A 20,792-nucleotide genomic window follows, 5' to 3' on the forward strand; every position below is an offset into this window, starting at 1 on the left:
GTCAGACCCCCTCGTACTCGAAGTTCACGAAGACCATGCCCTTCTCGGTGCTCGACGTCTCGGTGAACTCCGGGTACGGGAGGTCGGGCAGCACCTCGAAGCGCCACGCGCCCTCCCAGGCGTCGAGCACGCCCGCCTGGCACGCGTACACGTCCACGGTGTACTGGCCGGGCTTGAGCCACAGGTCCCGCACCACGAGCCGACCGCGCTGGGCCTCCTCGGGGTCGAACCACTTCCCGACGAGCCGTGAGTCGCACTGCGCGATGACGGTGCCCTGGTCGTTGTTGATGTGCATCGAGACGAAGTAGGTCCCGATGAGCTTCTTGCTCGCCGGCGCCTCGAAGTCGACGACGATGTCCTGCGAGGACTTGACGAACTCGTCCTCCATGCGGACCGAGGACAGACGGACCTTGCCGTTGCCCGGCCGCTTCTTCGGATCGGACTGGGCCGCGGCGAAGCTCTCGAAGCTGTCCCGGTACGCCTGAAGCGTGCCCTCGACCGTGCCCGAGTACGTGAGGGTCCCCCGGTCGAGCAGGATCGCGGACGAGCACAGCGCCTGAACGGTCTGGAGCTGGTGGCTCACGTAGAGCACGGTGCGACCGCCCTGGGCGGCCTCGCGCATCTTCTGGATCGAGCGTCGCTGGAACTCCGCGTCGCCGACCGCGAGGACCTCGTCGATCGCGAGGATCTCGGTGTCGAGGTGCGCCGCGACGGAGAACGCGAGCCGCACGTACATGCCCGACGAGTACCGCTTGACGGGTGTCGCGAGGAACTTCTCGATGCCGGAGAACTCGACGATCTCGTCGTAGCGCTTCTGGATCTCCTTGCGCGTCATGCCGAGGATGGCGCCGTTGAGGTAGATGTTCTCCTTGCCCGTCAGCTCGGGATGGAATCCCGTCCCGACCTCGAGCAGAGAACCCACGCGACCGTTGAGCTCGATCCGCCCGCGCGACGGTGCCGTCACCCGGGTGAGGATCTTGAGCAGCGTCGACTTGCCGGCCCCGTTGCGCCCGACGATCCCGAGCGCCTCGCCGTGCGGGACCTCGAAGGACACGTCGTCGAGGGCTTCGAAGAGCGTGAACCGCTGCTTCCCCGTCGACCGGACCCACTGGATCGCGGCGGCCGCCGCGGTGGACGAGCGCTCGCCGGAGGCGCCGAGCCGGTAGGTCTTGCCCAACCCGGCGACGGTGATCGCGTGGTCTGTCGTCGTCGCCTGCACAGATGAAAGATAGTCGCCGGGACCGTGCGGACGGTCGGGTCGACAGGGTGAATCGCGCGCAGACCCCGGAGATCGCGGGTGAAAGTCCCGCGAGATGCTCGGACCGGGGGGCCCGCGGTCCTACGATCGCCGGAACGGCACGCGGTGCCGGGCCTCCCGAGGGCGAGGGCGTGGATGAGCGACGACGAGCAGGTCGAGACGGCACCACGCCGAGCCGACGTCACCGCGGTGAGCGGTCTCGTCGCCGCGGCGGTCGGGATCGTCACCGCCGTCGTGATGGGCAGCGGCACGGGACCGGCGTCGGGTACGACCCCTGTCCTCGCCACGCCGGAGGTGCCGGCGACCGCGCCGGTCACGCAGCAGGGTGCGCTGCCGCTGTGCGGGTTCCCGCGGCTCGACCAGGTCACGGACGACGGTGCCGGCGCCGAGGATCCCGGCGGTGTCCGGACCGTCGTGGACGACGTCGTCACGCTCGACGACGGCGAGCTCGTGACCTTCCGCGTCCTCGACGGCTCGGCGTACGTGCTCGAGTGGGACCGCGAGGCGACGTACACCGTGTCGCGCTACGTCCTCGCGACGGGCGACCTCGTCGCGACGACGCCGGTCGAGCTCGACTGGGACGGCGCGAGCGAGACCTTCACGACCGGGTCGTTCGAGGTGGACCCCGACGGGAGCGTCTACCTCCTCGACACGCTCATGCACCGGCGCGACCTCCTCAAGGTCGCGCCCGACGGCTCGACGACCTGGTCGGCGGCGATCCCCGAGGGAGAGCCCACGGCGGGGGACCTCCTCGACCTCTACGGCACGGTGCGCCGGACGGTCGACGGCCGGACCGTCGTCGGTGTGCAGGAGGCCGGCGAGGTGCTGCACGAGGTCTCCGCCGACGGCGAGCTCGTCGGCACCGTGCCGTTCGAGGGAGACGTGCTCGCCCAGCTCCCCGACGGCACCGCCCTCGTGGAGTCGGACGAGCGTGACGGAGAGCGGCGGTCGCGAGACCTGCGGTCGGTCGGCCCTGACGGCGACGAGGGTGCCGTGGCCCTCGGGGCCTCGTGGGAGCGCGGTCGCCCGTTCGGCGTGCCGCGCGTGCCGTGGGTCGACGACGCGACCGGCATGACGACGGGTCCGTCCACCGGCGAGAGCGGCGACGGTCTCCTCGCGGCGCAGGAGAACCTGGGCTTCCGCTGGTGGGGGAGCGACGGCGTCTTCCGCGGTGTCTGGCCCGACACGCACAAGGACCTCGAGCAGCCGTTCGCGCTGTGGGAGCGCACGCCCGTCCTGCGCGACGGGACGGACGGCGCCGCGCCCTACTACGTCCTCACGCACGGCGAGGACGGGGGCTTCTCGGTCACGGAGATCACCGCGGACCGCATGGCCTACCAGCTCGGCGCCCCCGTGAAGTACAACGCCGCCAACGAGGAGCTCTTCGGCGGCCTCGGCCTCGGTGCCGGCCTGCTCGTCGACGCGCCCTACGGCGTCTTCCCCGACGGGACCGAGCCGCGCGTCGTCGCGGCGTTCGACGACGCGTGGGCCGCGCACGCGGGTGCCTACCGGCTGCGGTACCAGGTGCGCGGGGACCCGCGCGTGTGGGACCCGGTCGTGGGCGAGGAGACCGTCGTCGAGCTGCCCGCGGACGGTGCCGACGTCCCGCTCGAGCTCCCCGCGACCCGCCCCGGGGTGTACGAGGTCGACGCCGCGCTCGTGGACGTCGCCACCGGCGAGGCCGTGTCGGGCACGTGCCTGCGCTACACGGTCGCCGCGGCAGGCAGCGACCTCGACCCCGCGGCGCTCGCGGACGGCGCGGACTGGGGCGGCGCCGGTCCGCTGCGCGGCGTGCAGCTCGCGGACCAGCTCGGCGTGGGCAGCCACCGCACGCAGCTCGACTTCGGTGCGATCGTGCCCGACCCGACCGCCGAGCCGGACGCTGACGAGCTGGTCTGGGACTCGCTGCCGAAGGCCGCCTTCGAGTCCGACGACGAGGAGGGCGAGGAGCAGGCCGACGTCGACCCGTTCGCCGAGCTCGCCGCCGCGGCGCAGCTCGCGGACGAGACGGGTGTGATCCTCACCCTGCAGCTCGGGTCGGGCGGGGAGGCCGAGCAGGCCGCGGTCGAGGCGGGCACGTGGGAGGGCTGGGCGCGGCTGATCGTCGCGGAGATGCTCGACCGCGCGCCGCAGATCCGGCACTGGCAGCCCTGGAACGAGCCGAACAACACCGGCTTCGACGACGCCGCGGCGTACGAGGAGCAGGTGGGTGCGCCGTTCGCCGCGGGCGCGCGCGCGGCGTCCCGCGACGTCGTGGTCGTGGGGGGCAACACGCTCGGCGTCGAGCCGGAGTGGTGGGCCGACCTCGTCGCGGCCGGTGGCTGCGACTCGCTCGACGTCGTCGGGATCCACCCGTACACCGGGTTCAACCGGTCGTGGGAGGAAGAGGGCTTCTCCGAGGACGGTGCCGAGCTCGACGAGCTGCGCGCGGCGATCGCTCCGTGCGGCGACGTCCCCGTGTGGGACACGGAGACGGGGTGGTGGTCCGACGGCGTCGCGAACTTCTGGGCGGGCGGGTCCGACGTCGTGCGCAAGCTGCTCTGGTACGGCGTCGAGGGCGTCGACGAGTGGACGTACTTCTTCTCCGAGGGCGGGTTCGGGGAGGCCGGGAACTCGTGGTCCCTCCTGCAGTACGGGCAGTACGTCAAGCCCGCCGGCGCGGCGTTCGCGGCGAGCGCGCCGTTCCTCGAGGGCTTCGGGCCGCCCGGGGCGGTCGGGACCGGAGCCCCGGGAGTGCACGCCGTGCGTGCGGACGGCACCGGCGCGACGTACGCCGGGGCGGAGCTCCTCGCGGTGTGGTCCGAGGACCTGTCGACCTCCGTGCGGCTCTCCGCGTCCGAAGGTCCGGTCACGGTGACGGCGCGCGACGCGTACGGTGCCGAGCGCGGCCTCGAGATCCCCGCGGAGGGCGTCGAGATCCCTGTGAACGGTGCGCCCGTCCTGCTCGTCGCCCCCGCGGGCGCAGGGCTCGAGGTCGCGCCGGTCGAGACGTTCGGCGACGACGTCCTCGAGGGCCGCCCCGTCACGGCCACGTCGACGCACGAGGACGCCGGGGACCCGGAGGTCGTCACGTCGGGGACGTTCGCGGTGCGCGAGCCCTGGCGCTCGGGCCGGCTCGCGGACGGGTCGGTCGACGAGGCACCGGCCGTCGAGGTCGCCACCGACGGCCCCCGCACGATCGACCGGGTCGCGGTCGCGACCGCCGGGATCCGGTGCTGCACGTCCGGCCTGCGCGACTACACCGTCTCGGTCCGGGCGACCGACGGGACGTGGCACGACGTCGCGCAGCAGACCGACCAGTTCCTCGACCGCGTGGCGCTGTTCTCCTTCGAGCCGGTCGAGGCCACCGCGGTGCGGGTGTCGCTCCCGATGACGACGGAGCGCGACGTGCCGGTGCTGGCCGCGAACTACACGGGGATCGTGGGCGGCCTGCACCCGGACTTCATCCCGCTCGCGACGGAGAGCGAGTGGATCGCGACCATCAGCGCGATCCGTGCGTGGGAGCCCACGGCATGAGGGCGGCCCGGGGGTCAGCCGCGCTCGGCGACCGCGCGCCAGACCGCGGCGTGCCGGGCCGCGCTGCGCTCCCACGTGAACGTGGCGGCGCGGGCCCTGCCGCGCTCGACCGTCGACGCGACCGCCGGGTCGTCGGTGGTGACCCACAGCAGCCCCTCGGCGATGCTCGCGCCGTCGGGCTCGACGAGCACGCCGCCGTCGCCCACGACCTCGGGCAGCGAGCTCGTGCGGGCGGCGACGACCGGGACGCCCGAGGCCATGGCCTCCAGGGCGGGAAGGCCGAACCCCTCGTAGAGCGACGGCACCACGACCGCCGCGGCCCCCGCCACGAGCCCCGGCATCAGGTCGGCGGGGAGGCGCCCGACGAGCCGGGTCCCGGGCAGGTCGGCGAAGAGGGACGTGCGGCGCGGGTGCGGGGGCCCGGACATCACGAGCGTGAGGTCCGGACGCGCGGAACGCACCGCGCGCCACGCGACCGCCAGCTCGTCGAGGTTCTTGCGCCGCGAGGCCCCGCCGGCGTGCAGCACGTACGGGCCCTCCACGCCGAGCGCGGCGAGACGCTCGCGCGGCAGCGGCGTGGCGTCGAAGTGCACGGGGTCGACCCCGTTGTACGCGACGACGGGCCGCTCCGAGAGCCCGAGGACCTCGGCCGCCTCGTCGGCGCTGAACTCCGAGACGGTCACGACCGCGGCCGCACGACGGACCTCCTCGGCGGCGGCCCGCACCGGGGCGGACTCGTCGTCGTAGCGCCACGACACGACGTCCTGCACGGCCACGACGTCGCGCGTGGGGTGCGGGGGGAGGTCGAGACCGACCCGGTGCACGACGGCGCCGCGCGGGTACACCGCGCGGCCGACCGCCCGGCGCACGCCCGCGCCGGCGCCGGCGAGACGGCCGAGCGGGAGCCGGTGCGTGCCGGCGAGCGGCGAGCGCAACGACCGGAAGACGGCGCGGTCGACGCTCCAGGCCTCGGGGCCGGTCGTGCCGTCGGCGTCGCTCGTGAGGGCGGTGGCGGCGCGTGCCGCGACCTCCTCCTGGTAGACCTGGGCGCCCATGGGGACCTCGACCGCGACGGTCGCGACGACGAGCTGCGGCATCGGGCGGTTCTCCCTCGGGACGTGCCGTCCGGCCTGCTCGGAGCGGAAGGCGCGGTCGGTAGGATTGCCCACTCTAGTGGCGTCGGTACCCCCACGGACCTGCGCGAGCGGGTGATGAGCGGGTGATCGTCGGGCGAGCGCGGGACCTTCCGCGAGACGGTGAGGGACGGATGACGGAGCGGCGCGTAGCCCTCGTCGCGAGCTCGTTCGACCCCTACACGGGTGGCGTGGAGTCGCACGTGCGGCACGTCGCGCGCGTCCTCGCCGAGCGCGGGACGCCGGTCGAGGTCTGGACGGTCGACCGCGGCGAGCACCTCGGACCCCGGCTCGTCGACGACGTCCTCGTGCGGTACCTGCCGACCCCCCAGCCGTCGCGCCGGGCGGGCGACGTCGCGCGGTTCGCGCTGGCCGCACCGGCCGCGGCGATCGCGTGGGCGAAGGCCTACCGGGCCTTCCGGCCGGACGTCCTGCACGTGCAGTGCTTCGGGCCCAACGGCGCCTACGCGCTCGGGCTGCGGACGCTGACCCGGACCCCGCTCGTCGTGAGCTCGCACGGCGAGACGTTCGCGGACGACCATGCCGTGTTCGACCACTCGCGCCTGCTGCGCGCGGCGCTCGAACGCTCGGTCGGCGTGGCGGCCGCCGTCACGGGGTGCTCGCGCGTGGTGGCCGACGACCTGACACGGTTCGGGGCGCCCGACGCCGTGGTCGTGCCCAACGGCGTCGACCTCTCCGTGGGGACGCCGTCCGCCGGGCCCGACCTGGCCGGGCCCGACCTGGCCGAGCACGACCTGGCCGAGCACGACCTGGAGGTCGGTGTCCGGCCCCTGCCCCCGACGACCTCCGTGCCCGGTCCGACCGCACGCGAACCCGTGGTCGTCGCCGTCGGCCGGATCGAGCACGTCAAGGGCTTCGACCTGCTCGTCGACGCCTTCGCGTCGTCCGCCCTGCGCGACCGCGCGCGGCTCGTCGTCGTGGGGGACGGCAGCGAGGCGGCGGCGCTGCGCCGCCGCGTCGTCGCAGCCGGGCTCGAGGACCGCGTCGACCTCCCGGGCCGGCTCGACCCGCCGGAGGTGGCGGCCCGGATGGCCGAGGCCGCCGTGGTCGTGGTGCCCAGCCGGGCGGACGCGGCACCGCTCGTCGTGCTCGAGGCCTGGCGCTCCGGACGTCCCCTGGTGGCCACGACGCGCGGCGGCCCTCCGGAGATCGTCACCGACGGGGTGGACGGGGTGCTCGTGGACCCGCAGGACACGCGGGCGCTGGCGGGCGCGGTCCTGGGTCTGCTCGACGACCCGGCGGCGGCCGCACGGATCGGCGCGGCGGGCCGGTCCCGGGTCGAGGACTTCACGTGGGAACGGGTCGTCGACCGCTACGAGGACCTCTACGCACGGGCGGTCAGGGTGCCGGCGCGCTGACGCCGTCCGACGGCGTGCCCGTCGCCCGGGGGTCGCGCGCCGGCCTGGCGAGCGTGCGCCGCGGGACGTCGAACGCCCAGGACACCGCCACCGTGGCCGCGGCAGCGACGAGGAGCGACCCGACGACGTCGCTCGGGCGGTGCGCGTACGTCACGACCGACGCGAGCGCGGACAGGCCCGTCACGGCGAGACCCGCCCACCCCGCCACCGGGCGCGTCGCCGGTGACGGCCAGAGGATCCAGATCGCGACGCACAGCCCTCCCACGACGGCGACGTGCCCGCTCGGGAACGTCTGGTGCGCGTACCCGTAGCCGCCGAGGTCGGGGCGCACGAGGAGCTCGCGCAGCCCGACCGCGACACCGACGGTGGCGACGGTGACGAGCAGCGCGCCGGCGAGGTCGCGCCAGGCCCGGCGCACGAGGGCCACCACGCCGAGCACCGCGGCGACGGCTGCGCACGCCACGGGCAGCCCGCGCCGCAGGGCGCCCGCGACGTCCGCGCCGGAGTCGTGGAGCGGGGCGAGCGTACGGAAGGCGCCCGCGTCCGCCTGCTGGCCGGCGGCGGTGAGGTGGGAGGCCGCCCAGAGCACGACGAAGGCGCCCAGGATCAGCAGGAGCATCACGGCCTGCGCGGGAGGCCGGCGCCGCGCCGGTGCGGGCGCACCGTCGGGCCGGTCCGAGGAGGAGGGCACCCGTCGAGCATGGCGGAGGAGTGCGGGCGGTGTCACGGGTGCACACGAGCTCCGGCGGGTGAAAGTCGCGGCGCGGCGCGTGCTGCCGTGGGCAGCGGGTCGCTGCCGGTGTCGGTACTCCGGCGTAGGCTGGTCGGCGCTGCAGGACCAGCCCGGACCCGGCCTCCACGAGCCGCACGGTCCGGGCCGTTCATGCTGCCCCCTCGACCGACGCGCCCCGTGACTCCTCGCCCGACGCCGCGGGCCGACCGCCGTCCTCGGAAGGAACCGAACGCATGAACCTCACCGGCATCCTGCCGACGTTGCTCGCCGACCCTGCCGCGGCGGCCGCCGTCGAGCACGTGCGCGCGCGGGGCGAGGCGGACGTCGTCGGCCCGGCCGGTGTCCGGCCCCCGCTGCTCGCCGCGATGGCCGGCGCCCGGGCGACCGGGCCGGTGCCGGACGGCGACGTGGCGGCGCGGGCCGCTGCGGCGGCGTCGGGCGCGGGCGAGTGGACGGCGGGGTCGCGGCCGCTCGTCGTGGTGACGGCGACGGGACGCGACGCGGACGAGCTCGCCGCGAGCGTGCGCGCGTACCTCCCGGACGACCTGGCGGACCTCGTCGCGGTCCTTCCGAGCTGGGAGACCCTGCCGCACGAGCGGCTCAGCCCCCGCGCGGACACGGTCGCGAAGCGGATCGCGGTGTTCCGACGGCTCGCGCACCCGGACGTGGAGATCGGACCGTCAGGTCCTGTGCGGGTGCTCGTCATGCCGGTCCGTGCGCTCCTGCAGCCCGTCGTGGACGGGCTCGGGGACCTCGTGCCGGTCGCTCTCCACCCGGGTGACTCCGCCGACATGACGGAGACCGCCGAGCGCCTCGTCGCGGCGGCCTACTCGCGGGTGGACATGGTCGAGCGACGCGGCGAGTTCGCGGTGCGCGGCGGCATCCTCGACGTCTTCCCGCCGACGGAGGACCACCCGCTGCGCGTCGAGTTCTGGGGCGACGAGGTCTCCGAGATCCGCTGGTTCGCGGTCGCCGACCAGCGCAGCCTCGAGATCGCGGAGCACGGGCTGTGGGCGCCGCCGTGCCGCGAGATCCTCCTCACGGACGCGGTCCGCGCGCGCGCCGCGGCGCTGGTCGAGGAGCTGCCGGGCGCGACGGAGATGCTCGACAGGCTGGCCGCGGGCATCGCCGTCGAGGGCATGGAGTCGCTCGCGCCCGTCCTGGTGGACCGCATGGTCCCGGTCCTCGAGCTCGTCCCGGACGACGCGCTGCTCGTCCTCGACGACGCCGAGCGCGTGCGTCGGCGCGCCCACGACCTCGTGGCGACGACCGAGGAGTTCCTCGCCGCGGCGTGGACCGGCGCGGTCGCGGGGGGCAAGACGCCGCTCGACCTCTCCTCGGCGTCGTTCGCGACGTTCTCCGACGTCCGGGCCGTCGCGCAGCGCCGCGGCCTGGGCTGGTGGACGCTGTCGTCGTTCGCGCTCGACAACCCGGACCTGGACGAGGCGCTCGACCCGACGGCCCCGCCCGCAGCGGGCGGGCCGGGTGCGGGCGGTGACCGCGCGGCGTCGGGCACGACGGGCCCGCGCGTGGGGGAGAGCGCCCACGGCGTGCCGACGTTCACGATCGGCGCGCGCGACGTGGAGTCGTACCGCGGCGACGTGGCGCGCGCGCTCGACGACATCCGCGGGCTCCAGCACGCCGGCTGGCGCCTCGTCCTCACGACGGAGGGCCACGGCCCCGCGAAGCGCATGGTCGAGCAGCTCGGCGCGGCGGACACCCCGGCGCGGCTCGTGTCGCGCCTCGACGACGAGCCCGAGGGCGGCATCGTCCTCGTCACACCGGCGATGGTGGGGAAGGGCTTCGTCGTCCCGGAGCTGCGGCTCGCGGTGTTCTCGGAGTCCGACCTCACGGGCCGTGCCGGGTCGAGCACGCGCGACATGCGCAAGATGCCGAGCCGGCGGCGCAACGTCGTCGACCCGCTGCAGCTCAAGGCGGGCGACTTCGTGGTCCACGAGCAGCACGGCGTGGGGCGCTTCGTCGAGCTCGTGCAGCGCACGCTCGGCACGGGGGGCAACGCGGCGACGCGCGAGTACCTGGTGATCGAGTACGCGAGCAGCAAGCGTGGGCAGCCGGGGGACCGGCTCTTCGTGCCGATGGACCAGCTCGACCAGGTGACGAAGTACACCGGTGGCGAGTCGCCGAGCGTCAACAAGATGGGCGGTGCGGACTGGGCGAAGACCAAGTCGCGCGCGCGCAAGCACGTCCGCGAGATCGCCAGCGAGCTCATCCGGCTGTACTCGGCCCGCATGGCGACGCAGGGGCACGCGTTCGGTGCGGACACGCCGTGGCAGCGCGAGCTCGAGGACGCCTTCGCGTACGTCGAGACGCCGGACCAGCTCGCGACGATCGACGAGGTCAAGTCCGACATGGAGAAGACGGTCCCCATGGACCGCCTGGTGTGCGGCGACGTCGGCTACGGCAAGACGGAGATCGCGATCCGCGCCGCGTTCAAGGCGGTCCAGGACGGCAAGCAGGTCGCGGTGCTCGTGCCGACGACGCTGCTCGTGCAGCAGCACTTCGAGACGTTCTCCGAGCGGTACGCGGGCTTCCCCGTCACCGTCAAGGCGCTGTCGCGCTTCCAGACGGCCAAGGAGTCGGAGGAGACGATCGAGGGCCTGCGGCTGGGGAAGGTCGACGTGGTCATCGGCACCCACCGCCTCATCACGGGCAACATCCGGTTCAAGGACCTCGGCCTCGTGATCATCGACGAGGAGCAGCGGTTCGGCGTCGAGCACAAGGAGACGCTCAAGCAGCTGCGCACGAACGTCGACGTGCTCGCGATGTCCGCGACCCCCATCCCGCGCACGCTCGAGATGGCGGTCACGGGCATCCGCGAGATGTCGACGCTCGCGACGCCGCCCGAGGAGCGCCACCCGGTGCTCACGTACGTCGGCGCGTACGAGGAGAAGCAGATCGCCGCCGCGCTGCGGCGCGAGCTCCTGCGCGAGGGACAGGTCTTCTACGTGCACAACAAGGTGGAGACCATCGAGAGGCAGGCGGCGCGCCTGCGGGAGCTGGTCCCCGAGGCCCGCGTGGGCGTCGCGCACGGCAAGATGAACGAGCACCAGCTCGACCAGGTGATCCGGGCGTTCTGGGAGAAGGAGCTCGACGTCCTCGTCTGCACGACGATCATCGAGACCGGCCTGGACATCTCCAACGCCAACACGCTCATCCTCGAGCGCGCCGACATGCTGGGGCTGTCGCAGCTGCACCAGCTCCGCGGGCGCGTGGGCCGCGGGCGCGAGCGCGCGTACGCCTACTTCCTCTACCCGCCGGAGCGGCCGCTCACGGAGACGGCGCACGACCGCCTCGCGACGATCGCCGCCCACACCGACCTCGGGGCGGGCATGCAGGTCGCGATGAAGGACCTCGAGATCCGCGGCGCGGGCAACCTGCTCGGCGGGGAGCAGTCCGGGCACATCGCGGGCGTCGGGTTCGACCTGTACGTGCGGATGGTCGGCGAGGCCGTCGCGAACTTCCGGGGCGACGGTCCGGAGGAGCAGCCGGAGGTCTCGATCGAGCTCCCGGTCGACGCGCACCTGCCCGAGTCGTACATCGCGACCGAGCGCCTGCGCCTCGAGGCGTACAAGAAGATCGCCGCCGCGACCGACGCGCCGCAGCTCGCCGAGGTCCGCGCCGAGCTCGTCGACCGGTACGGAGCGCTCCCGGACGTCGCGTCCGCGCTGTTCGACGTCGCGGACTTCCGCAACCACGCGCGCCGGGCCGGGCTCACGGACGTCACCGCGCAGGGCAAGTTCATCCGGTTCGCCCCCGTGGACCTGCCGGAGTCGGCGCAGCTGCGCCTCAAGCGCCTCTACCCGGGCACCATGCTCAAGCCCGCGATCCGCGCGTTCCTCGTGCCGTACCCGACGACGGCACGCATCGGCGGTCGTCCGCTGCGCGGCACCGAGGTGCTCCAGTGGGCGCGCCAGCTCATCGACGCGGTCGTCCTCGGCGAGGTCAGCGCGGCGGCGACGGTGGGGACGGCCGCCCGCGGCTGAGGTCGGCACAGCGCAGCCGGGGTCGGCACGCGCGGTCGGCGTCGGCGCGCAGCCGGCGTCGCGAGCCGGTGTCAGCCCTTGCGGCCGTCGAGGAAGTACGCGATCGGGCCGACCCAGTTGACGAGCAGGGCGATGCCCCACGCGAGCTTCGTCCCGTTGACCTGGTCTGCGGGGCGCTTCGCGAGGTCGCGGTAGGCGGCGGCCGTCAGCGTGACCTGGACGGCCCCGACGACGCCGACGGCGACCTGCTGACCTCTGCTGAGGTCGGCCCAGCGACGGTGCGTGCCCATGTTCCTGTCCTCTCGTCGTGGGGCGGCCGATGCCGGCCCTCTCTTCGACGCTAGGCCTTGCGGTCCAGGGATGCACGGGTCCGTGGTCCCGAGGTGCGGTGCGGCGCTGCTCCGGCCCTGCGGCCGCGATCGTCGCCAGGATTTGTTCAACCGTTGTCCTGCCGGCGCCCCCACCCCTAGGGTGAGAGCGGGCGCACCGGCGCGCCCGGTTGAGCGATCGCAAGGGAGCGATGATGCGAAGGACCTGGAGGACCGTCGCGGCGGGAGTGGCTGCGGCCCTCGTCGTGGGCGGGGGAGCGGGTGGCGCGATGGGTGTCGAAGATCCGGCGGGGGAGACGTCTGCGCAAGTCGATAACGATATCGACATCGTTCTGGAGAACGATTTTGAAGACTCGGCCGCACCGTGGGGGCCACGCGGCCCGGTCACCCTCTCGCTCACGGGCACCGAGGCGCACGGCGGCGCGAGCAGCCTGCACGTCACGGGCCGCACCGGGGAGTGGAACGGTCCCGCGACGTCGGTCGCGACGCTCTTCGAGCCCGGCGCGACCTACGACGTCGAAGCCTGGGTCAAGCTGCCGGCCGGCGCCGAGGGGTCCTCCGGACTGCACTTCACGGTGCAGGAGACGAGCGCCGCCGGTGACGCCTACACGTGGGTGGGCGGCTCCGTCGCGACGACCGCCGACGGCTGGGTCCGCATCGGCGGCGCGTACACGATGCCCGACGCGCTGACGGCCGCGACGCTCTACGTCGAGGCGGCACCGATCGCCGGCGCGCACCCGTCGTTCCTCGTCGACGACGTCCTGGTGACGGCGCGCGACGCCGTCGACCCGGGCGACGCCGTCCCCGGCGGAGCGGTGAACCCCGTGACGACGCCCGTGCGGCTCGCGCAGGGCACGGGCGACGTCGCCGCCCTGACGTTCGACGACGGCCCGAACCCGGGCACGACGCCCGCCCTGCTGGACTTCCTCGCCGAGCACGACCTCCACGCCGTGTTCTGCGTGATCGGCCAGAACGTCGAGGCGCCGGGCGGCGCGGAGATCCTGCGCCGCATCGTCGACGACGGTCACGTCCTGTGCAACCACTCGACGGGCTACGCGGACATGGGTGCGTGGACCGCCGACCAGGTCCGGGCCGACCTCGTCGAGAACCTCCGGATCATCCGCACCGCGCTCGACGACCCCACGTACCCCGTGCCCTTCTTCCGCGCGCCGAACGGCTCGTGGGGCGGAACGCCCGCCGTCGCGGTCGCGCTGGGGATGCAGCCGCTCGCGGTCACGAACACCATCGCGGACTGGGAGACGCAGGACGTCGCGACGCTCACCGCGAACCTGCGCGCGGCCATGAAGCCCGGCGAGGTCGTCCTCGCGCACGACGGCGGCGGCGACCGGTCCGGCACGCTCGCAGCGGTCAAGACCGTGGTGACCGAGCGGCTCGCCGACGGGTGGACGTTCCCGTTCCCGCAGGGCACGCCTGCGCCCACCGGGCAGGCCCTCGTCGAGACCGACTTCGAGGACGGCCTCGACGGGTGGGTCCCACGCGCGGGCGACGCCACGACGCCGACGCTCGGCCTCACGACCGTGGCGCACGACGGCACGCAGGCGGCGGTCGTCACGGACCGCGACGGCCAGGGTGACGGGATCGGCCACGACGTGACCGGTCTCCTCGCCGCGGGCACGACGTACGAGCTGAGCGCCTGGGTCCGCTTCGCGGACGGTCAGCCCGCCGACGACGTCTGGCTGAGCATCGCGCGCACGGTCGGGGGCGCCACGTCGTACTCGACCCTCGCGCAGCTCTCGGGGATCACGAACAGCGGCTGGACGCAGGTCACGGCGTCGTTCCAGGGGGCCGACGCGGACTCCGCGCTCCTCTACCTCGAGACGGACTACAACGGCGACAACACGAGCGACCTGCTCGTCGACGACGTCGTCCTGCGCACGGCCGCACCTCCCGCCGTCGAGGACCTGACCGGCATCAAGGAGACCCTGGACATGCCGGTCGGTGTCGCGATCGACTCGCGCGAGACCGCCGGTGCCGCGTCCGAGCTGCTCCTGCGCCACTTCGACCAGGTCACGGCCGAGAACCACATGAAGCCCGAGGCCTGGTACGACGCCGAGGGCACCTTCCGACCCCACCCCGAGGCGGTCGAGCTCATGGACTTCGCGGCCGAGCACGACCTGCGGGTGTACGGGCACGTGCTCGTGTGGCACAGCCAGACACCGGCGTGGTTCTTCGAAGGTGCGGACGGCTCGCCGCTCACGACGTCCGAGGCGGACAAGCAGGTCCTGCGAGACCGTCTGCGCACGCACGTCTTCGACGTCGCGGGCTGGCTCGCCCAGGAGTACGGCGCGTTCGGCGGCGGCAACCCGGTGACGGCGTTCGACGTCGTCAACGAGGTCGTGTCCGACGGTGGGGAGAACCCGGACGGCCTGCGCCGCTCCGAGTGGTTCCGGGTCCTCGGCGAGGAGTACCTCGACCTCGCGTTCGAGTACGCCGACGAGGCGTTCAACGACGTCTACGCGGCGGACCCCGCCAGCGGTGCGGCCGAGCGCCCGGTGACCCTGTTCATCAACGACTACAACACCGAGCAGGGCGGCAAGCAGGACCGCTACCGCGCGCTCGTCGACCGCCTCCTGGCGCGCGGCGTGCCCGTCGACGGCGTGGGGCACCAGTTCCACGTGAGCCTCGCCATGCCCGTCTCGGCGCTCGAGGGCGCGATCGACCGGTTCGCCGACCTGCCCGTCACGCAGGCCGTCACCGAGCTCGACGTGACGACCGGCACGCCGGTGACCCAGGCGGGTCTCGTGGAGCAGGGGTACTACTACCGCGACGCGTTCCGGGTCTTCCGCGAGCACGCCGACGACCTGTACTCGGTCACGGTGTGGGGGCTGACCGACGGGCGCAGCTGGCGCGCGAGCAGCGGCGCACCGCTCGTCTTCGACGACTCCCTGAAGGCGAAGCCCGCCTACCACGGGGTCGTCGACGGCGACCTGCCCGCCCGGCTGCGCACGGCCGACGTCTTCGCGGGCGACGTCCCGCTCGACGACGGCGCGACCTCGGCGATCGTGTGGCGGCAGCTCCCGCTGCACCGGTTCGCCGTCCCGGCCGGCGAGGCGGCGTTCCAGCTCCGCTGGGCGCCTGACCACCTCACCGCGTTCGCGAGCATCGACGACCCCGCTGACCCGGCCGACCCGACGGACGCAGGCGACGCCGTGACGTTCGACCTCGACGGCGCGGAGCACGTCGTGGGCCGCGACGGCACGACGACGGCCGGCACCAGCGCGGTCGTCACCGAGCGCGAGGGCGGGTACGACGTGGTCGCGCACCTCCCGCTCGACGCCGCGGCGGAGGGCGACACGCTCGCGCTCGACGTGCGTGTCACCGACGGCGCCACGACCACCGGGTGGAACACGACCGGCGCGACCGGCACGCTGCGCCTGCTCGAGCCGCTGTCGTTCCTCGAGGTGGCGCAGGCTCCGGTGGCGCCGGACGTCGACGGCGCGGTCGACGCGGCGTGGGACACCGCGGGCGGGCCCGTGACCACGGCGAAGGAGGTGCAGGGCAGCGGGGGCGCCGTCGCGACGGTGCGCACGCTGTGGAAGGACCAGACCCTGTACGTGCTCGCCGAGGTCGCCGACCCGGTCGTGGACGTCTCGGGCTCCGACCCGTGGGTCCAGGACTCCGTGGAGATCTACGTCGACGCGGGGAACGCGAAGAACGGGGCCTACCGGTACGACGACATGCAGCTGCGCATCAGCGCGGCGAACGCGGTGTCGTTCGGCACGGGCGACGAGGCGTTCCAGCGCGGACGCGTGACGAGCGCGGTCGAGCGGACCGCGGACGGGTACGTCGTCGAGGTGGCGATCAGCCTCCTCGAGAACGGCGGCGAGGGGTCGTTCCACGGCCTCGACGTCCAGGTCAACGACGCCGCCGACGGCGCGCGCACGGCGATCCGCAACTGGGCGGACCCGTCGGGCACGGGCTACCAGTCGACGGCCCGGTGGGGCGTGGCGCAGCTCGTGGGGGTGGCCGAGCCCGAGCTGCCGGTCACGGTCGAGGTGCAGGCCCGCTGCCTCGCGGGGAAGGCGTACGTCGCGGTCCGCGCGACGAACGGCGCCCACGTCCCGCTCGACGTGTCGCTCGCGACGCCCTACGGGACGAGGACGTCCACCGCCGTCGCGCCCGGGAAGACCGTCTACCAGTCGTTCGCCGTCCGGGCGACGTCGGTCCCGGCGGGCACGGCCACGGTGACGGTCACGGGTGACGTCGGAGGCGAGCAGGAGACCCGCGCGCTCGACACGTCGTACGACGGGACGTCCTGCGCCTGACCGTCCCACGCCGACCGTGTGGTCGTGGCTCGTCCGGACGGCTGGACGGGCCACGGCCGCACGGTCGGCGGTCGGCAGGACGTGCTCGGCGAGCAGAGGGCGAGCAGAGAGCGGCACCGCGCGGGCCGCTGCCCTCCCTACGATGGGGCGATGAGCGCCCCCGCCCCCGAGCCCGTCACCGCACCGACGACCGACGGGCTGCGCGCCGCCGTCGCCGTGATGGACCGCCTGTACTCGCCCGGCGGGTGCCCGTGGGACCGCGAGCAGACGCACGCGTCGCTCGTCCACTACCTGCTCGAGGAGGCGCACGAGCTCGCCGAGGCGATCGAGACCGGTGACCGGGCGGGCATGCGCGAGGAGCTCGGCGACCTGCTCCTGCAGGTCCTGTTCCACGCCCGTATCGCGAGCGAGGAGCCGGACCCGTTCACGGTCGACGACGTCGCCGCCGACCTCGTCGCCAAGCTCGTCCGCCGGCACCCGCACGTGTTCGCCGAGGGCGCCGACGCCGCCACGACGACCGACCTCCACGCCCAGTGGGACGCGATCAAGAAGGCCGAGAAGCAGCGCTCGTCGGTGCTCGACGGCGTCTCCCACACGCAGGGCGCGCTCGCCCGGGCGCAGAAGGTCCTCTCGCGGACCCGGCGCGGCGGGCTCGGCGGGGTGGCGGAGTCGGCGCTCGCGGCACCGGTCCCCGGCCCGACGGCGCCGGAGCGGCTCGGGCGCGAGCTGCTCGCCCTCGTCGTGCAGGCCGAGGCGGACGGCATCGACGCCGAGGCGGCGCTGCGTGTGGAGCTGCGCCGGGTCGAGGGTGCGATCACCGCCGCCGAGACGACGGCGTCGGCCGGGACGCCGCCCGCCTGACCGCCGCGTCCCGATCGCCGCGACCCTCACCGGCAGGCGTCGCCCGAGCCCGTGGGGACCTTGGTCCCGGCGCGACCGGCCGAGGTCACGACCGCGCGCTCGAAGGACGGACGGAGCGGCGCGGGTCATATCCGGGCACTAGGCTGGGGTCGTAAACCCCCACCACCGTCGCGGGCGCACGCGGCGCCCCGGGTTCTTCCTGCCCGGGTCGGCCGCCGTCGGAGCGCCTGCGCGCCCCCTGCCTGAAGGAGCACCTGTGGCCAGCATCGAAGCCGTTGGAGCGCGCGAGATCCTCGACTCCCGCGGGAACCCGACCGTCGAGGTCGAGGTCGTCCTGGACGACGGGACGTTCGCCCGCGCCGGCGTGCCGTCGGGCGCGTCGACCGGTGCGTTCGAGGCCGTCGAGCGTCGTGACGGCGACAAGTCCCGCTACCTGGGCAAGGGCGTCGAGGGCGCCGTGAACGCCGTCATCGACGACATCGCCCCCGAGCTCATCGGCTTCGAGGCCGAGGACCAGCGTCTCATCGACGCCGCGCTCATCGACCTCGACGGCACGCCCAACAAGGGCAAGCTCGGCGCCAACGCGATCCTCGGCGTCTCGCTCGCGGTCGCGAAGGCCGCTGCGAAGAGCGCCGGCCTGGACCTGTACCGCTACGTCGGCGGCCCGAACGCGCACGTCCTGCCCGTCCCGATGATGAACATCCTCAACGGCGGGTCGCACGCGGACTCGAACGTCGACATCCAGGAGTTCATGGTCGCCCCGATCGGCGCGTCGTCGTTCCGCGAGGCGCTGCGCACCGGCGCCGAGGTCTACCACGCGCTGAAGTCCGTGCTCAAGGAGAAGGGCCTCGCGACGGGCCTCGGCGACGAGGGCGGCTTCGCGCCGAACCTCGCGAACAACCGCGAGGCGCTCGACCTCATCCTCGTCGCGATCGAGAAGGCCGGCTTCACGCCCGGCACCGACGTGACGCTCGCGCTCGACGTCGCCGCGACCGAGTTCTTCGCGGACGGCGCGTACCGGTTCGAGGGCGGCGCGAAGACGCCGGCCGAGATGATCACCTACTACGAGCAGCTCGTGCGCGACTACCCGCTCGTGTCCATCGAGGACCCGCTGTCCGAGGACGAGTGGGACTCGTGGTCGCAGCTCGTGGCCGAGGTCGGCGACCGCGTGCAGATCGTCGGCGACGACCTGTTCGTCACGAACCCCGAGCGCCTCGCCAAGGGCATCGAGCTCAAGGCCGCGAACTCGCTCCTGGTCAAGCTCAACCAGATCGGCACGCTCACCGAGACGCTCGACGCCGTCGAGCTCGCGCAGCGCAACGGCTTCACGGCCATGACGTCGCACCGCTCGGGCGAGACCGAGGACACGACGATCGCCGACCTGTCCGTCGCGACGAACGCCGGCCAGATCAAGACCGGTGCGCCCGCCCGCGGCGAGCGCATCAACAAGTACAACCAGCTCCTGCGCATCGAGGAGGCCCTGGACGACGCCGCGCGCTACGCCGGGCGCTCCGCGTTCCCGCGCTGGTCGGCCTGACGCACCCGCGCCGGTCGGGCTGACCAGGCCCGACCGCGGCGGACGAGCGTCCGCACCGCACGCCGAGGCCCGGCGGACCGTCACGATCCGCCGGGCCTCCGCGTCGTCGGGAGCGCTCCGTCGTCGCGACGCCGTCCCTGACGGCACCCGACGGCACCAGACGGCACCAGACGGCACCCGACGGTGCGCGCACCGGGTGAAGGGACCGTGTCGACCCGCTCACGTTCGGGCGGCCCCGCGCGTACTGACCCCTCGGGACGCGGGACGGCGGCACAATCGGGGCATGCCGTCCTCGCGTCGCCCTCCGCGCCCCGGTGCGTCCGCGCGTCCGCGCGCCGCCGCGCGCCCCGCCTCGGGATCACGGACGGGCTCGTCGAAGGCCTCGGCCACGTCCTCGGCGAGGCCCGACGGCGGCTCCTCCGCGAAGAGCGCGGGGTCCGCGGCCCGTGCAGGCGCCGGGACGAGCGCGTCGGCGCGTCGTCCGGCGGCGCGCCCGGCCGCCGCGCGTCGCCCGGCGGGTCCGGCACCGGAGGACCGGCGGCGGAGCCGGCACGGCTTCCTCCTCCCGGAGGTCGTGACCGTCCGGGCCCTCGTGCTGTCGGTCGTCGGGCTGCTCGCGGTCGTGCTCCTGCTGCCGACCGTGCGCGCGTGCGTGACCCAGACGAACGAGCTGCGCGCGCTGCGCAGCGACCTCGTCGACGCGCAGGCGCAGCACGACGAGCTCGAGGCGGAGCTGGAGCGCTGGGGCGACGACGCGTACGTCGAGCGGGAGGCGCGCGACCGGCTCAACTACGTCATGCCGGGAGAGCGGCCCTGGCGCGTGCTGGACCCGGAGTCCGTCCCCGACGGCATCGACCCGCAGACGGGCCAGGTGATCCCCGACGGGCCCGTGGAGAGCCGTGACGGGACGCCGTGGTACCAGGCGATGTGGGAGTCGGTGCAGGTCGCGGGCGAGCAGTCGACGCCCGGGCAGGACGACGCCGGGGGCGGCGGTGGCGCTGCCGAGCCCGACGAGGCGCCGGCCGGGGAGACGGGTCCGCCGGCCACGGACGAGCAGGGTGCGACGACCGGGGAGAATGGGTGAGGCGTCGCCACCGGTGACGCCGCGGCCGGAGCCGGCCGCGCGCCGTCGGGCACGTGCCCACGACGCCCTGACCCGACGCCTTCCCGAGGACCTGCCGTGACCGACGCCCGACTGGCCATCCCCGTTGACGACCCCGCCGCCGCGGTGACGCCGCACGACCTCGAGGTGCTGGCCGAGCAGCTCGGCCGCCCCCCGCGCGGCGTCGTTGGCATCGCGGCGCGGTGCGTGTGCGGGCGCCCGCTCGTCGTGCGGACGGCGCCCCGGCTCGAGAACGGCACCCCGTTCCCCACGACGTTCTACCTGACGCACCCGGGAGCGGTCGCCGCGGCGTCGACCCTCGAGGCGAACGGCGTGATGAAGGAGATGTCGGACCGTCTCACGGAGGACGACGAGCTCGCCGCGGCCTACCGAGGAGCCCACGAGCACTACCTCGGGCAGCGCGAGGCGCTGGGGCACGTCGACGAGATCGACGGGATCTCCGCGGGCGGCATGCCGACGCGCGTGAAGTGCCTGCACGTGCTCGTCGGGCACGCGCTCGCGGCGGGCCCGGGCGTCAACCCGCCTGGCGACGAGGCGCTCGAGCGCGTGCGTGACGTCTGGCGCCCCGACCGCTGCACCTGCTGAGCGGTGCCCCGGCGAGCCGTCCGGGTGGGGCGGCCTGGGCGCGGCACG

12 protein-coding genes are annotated in these 20,792 nt (G+C 74.2%); 8 read left to right on the forward strand and 4 right to left on the reverse strand.

Annotation, left to right across the window (positions count from 1 at the left end; genetic code table 11):
* Window position 1: 1 nt before the first annotated feature.
* The gene (locus ACZCLJ_RS18495; protein WP_251150466.1) at window positions 2-1,219 is read right to left on the reverse strand and encodes an ABC transporter ATP-binding protein; all 1,218 of its coding nucleotides are present in this window, start codon (window positions 1,217-1,219) and stop codon (window positions 2-4) included.
* A gap of 174 nt (window positions 1,220-1,393) precedes the next feature.
* On the opposite strand from ACZCLJ_RS18495, the gene ACZCLJ_RS18500 reads away from it, so the two are divergent.
* On the forward strand, window positions 1,394-4,774 hold the full coding sequence (locus tag ACZCLJ_RS18500) for a hypothetical protein (protein ID WP_463104828.1): 3,381 nt from the start codon (window positions 1,394-1,396) through the stop codon (window positions 4,772-4,774).
* A 14-nt stretch (window positions 4,775-4,788) separates the two neighbouring features.
* Here the strand turns inward: ACZCLJ_RS18500 and ACZCLJ_RS18505 are convergent, their stop codons facing one another.
* On the reverse strand, window positions 4,789-5,871 hold the full coding sequence (locus tag ACZCLJ_RS18505; protein WP_251150464.1) for a glycosyltransferase family 4 protein: 1,083 nt from the start codon (window positions 5,869-5,871) through the stop codon (window positions 4,789-4,791).
* 170 nt (window positions 5,872-6,041) lie between these two features.
* Between ACZCLJ_RS18505 and ACZCLJ_RS18510 the strand changes: the two genes are divergently transcribed.
* Complete coding sequence (locus tag ACZCLJ_RS18510) at window positions 6,042-7,286, forward strand: glycosyltransferase family 4 protein (RefSeq protein ID WP_251150463.1); 1,245 nt, start codon at window positions 6,042-6,044, stop codon at window positions 7,284-7,286.
* Here ACZCLJ_RS18510 and ACZCLJ_RS18515 read toward each other — a convergent pair.
* Window positions 7,267-7,977, reverse strand: coding sequence for a phosphatase PAP2 family protein (locus ACZCLJ_RS18515; protein ID WP_251150462.1), 711 nt, complete (start codon window positions 7,975-7,977; stop codon window positions 7,267-7,269). The two genes, ACZCLJ_RS18510 and ACZCLJ_RS18515, sit on opposite strands and share 20 nt — an antisense overlap.
* Window positions 7,978-8,252: 275 nt before the next feature.
* Between ACZCLJ_RS18515 and mfd the strand changes: the two genes are divergently transcribed.
* Complete coding sequence (mfd, locus tag ACZCLJ_RS18520; RefSeq protein WP_251150461.1) at window positions 8,253-12,023, forward strand: transcription-repair coupling factor; 3,771 nt, start codon at window positions 8,253-8,255, stop codon at window positions 12,021-12,023.
* Window positions 12,024-12,094: 71 nt separating this feature from the next.
* On the opposite strand, the gene ACZCLJ_RS18525 is transcribed toward mfd, so the two are convergent.
* Complete coding sequence (locus ACZCLJ_RS18525; RefSeq protein ID WP_251150460.1) at window positions 12,095-12,313, reverse strand: PLD nuclease N-terminal domain-containing protein; 219 nt, start codon at window positions 12,311-12,313, stop codon at window positions 12,095-12,097.
* A gap of 233 nt (window positions 12,314-12,546) precedes the next feature.
* Between ACZCLJ_RS18525 and ACZCLJ_RS18530 the strand changes: the two genes are divergently transcribed.
* From ACZCLJ_RS18530 to ACZCLJ_RS18550, 5 genes are all read left to right on the forward strand, one after another.
* On the forward strand, window positions 12,547-16,638 hold the full coding sequence (locus ACZCLJ_RS18530; RefSeq protein WP_463104829.1) for an endo-1,4-beta-xylanase: 4,092 nt from the start codon (window positions 12,547-12,549) through the stop codon (window positions 16,636-16,638).
* Window positions 16,639-16,788: 150 nt separating this feature from the next.
* On the forward strand, window positions 16,789-17,499 hold the full coding sequence (locus ACZCLJ_RS18535; protein WP_463104830.1) for a nucleoside triphosphate pyrophosphohydrolase: 711 nt from the start codon (window positions 16,789-16,791) through the stop codon (window positions 17,497-17,499).
* A gap of 256 nt (window positions 17,500-17,755) precedes the next feature.
* Window positions 17,756-19,036 (forward strand): phosphopyruvate hydratase, encoded by a 1,281-nt coding sequence (gene eno, locus ACZCLJ_RS18540; RefSeq protein WP_463104831.1) that lies wholly within the window; start codon window positions 17,756-17,758, stop codon window positions 19,034-19,036.
* 574 nt (window positions 19,037-19,610) lie between these two features.
* Window positions 19,611-20,120 (forward strand): FtsB family cell division protein, encoded by a 510-nt coding sequence (locus ACZCLJ_RS18545; protein ID WP_463104832.1) that lies wholly within the window; start codon window positions 19,611-19,613, stop codon window positions 20,118-20,120.
* A gap of 96 nt (window positions 20,121-20,216) precedes the next feature.
* Window positions 20,217-20,744, forward strand: coding sequence for a DUF501 domain-containing protein (locus tag ACZCLJ_RS18550; protein WP_463104833.1), 528 nt, complete (start codon window positions 20,217-20,219; stop codon window positions 20,742-20,744).
* Window positions 20,745-20,792: the final 48 nt, after the last annotated feature.

It is taken from the genome of Cellulosimicrobium sp. So1_17 (genome assembly GCF_055181235.1).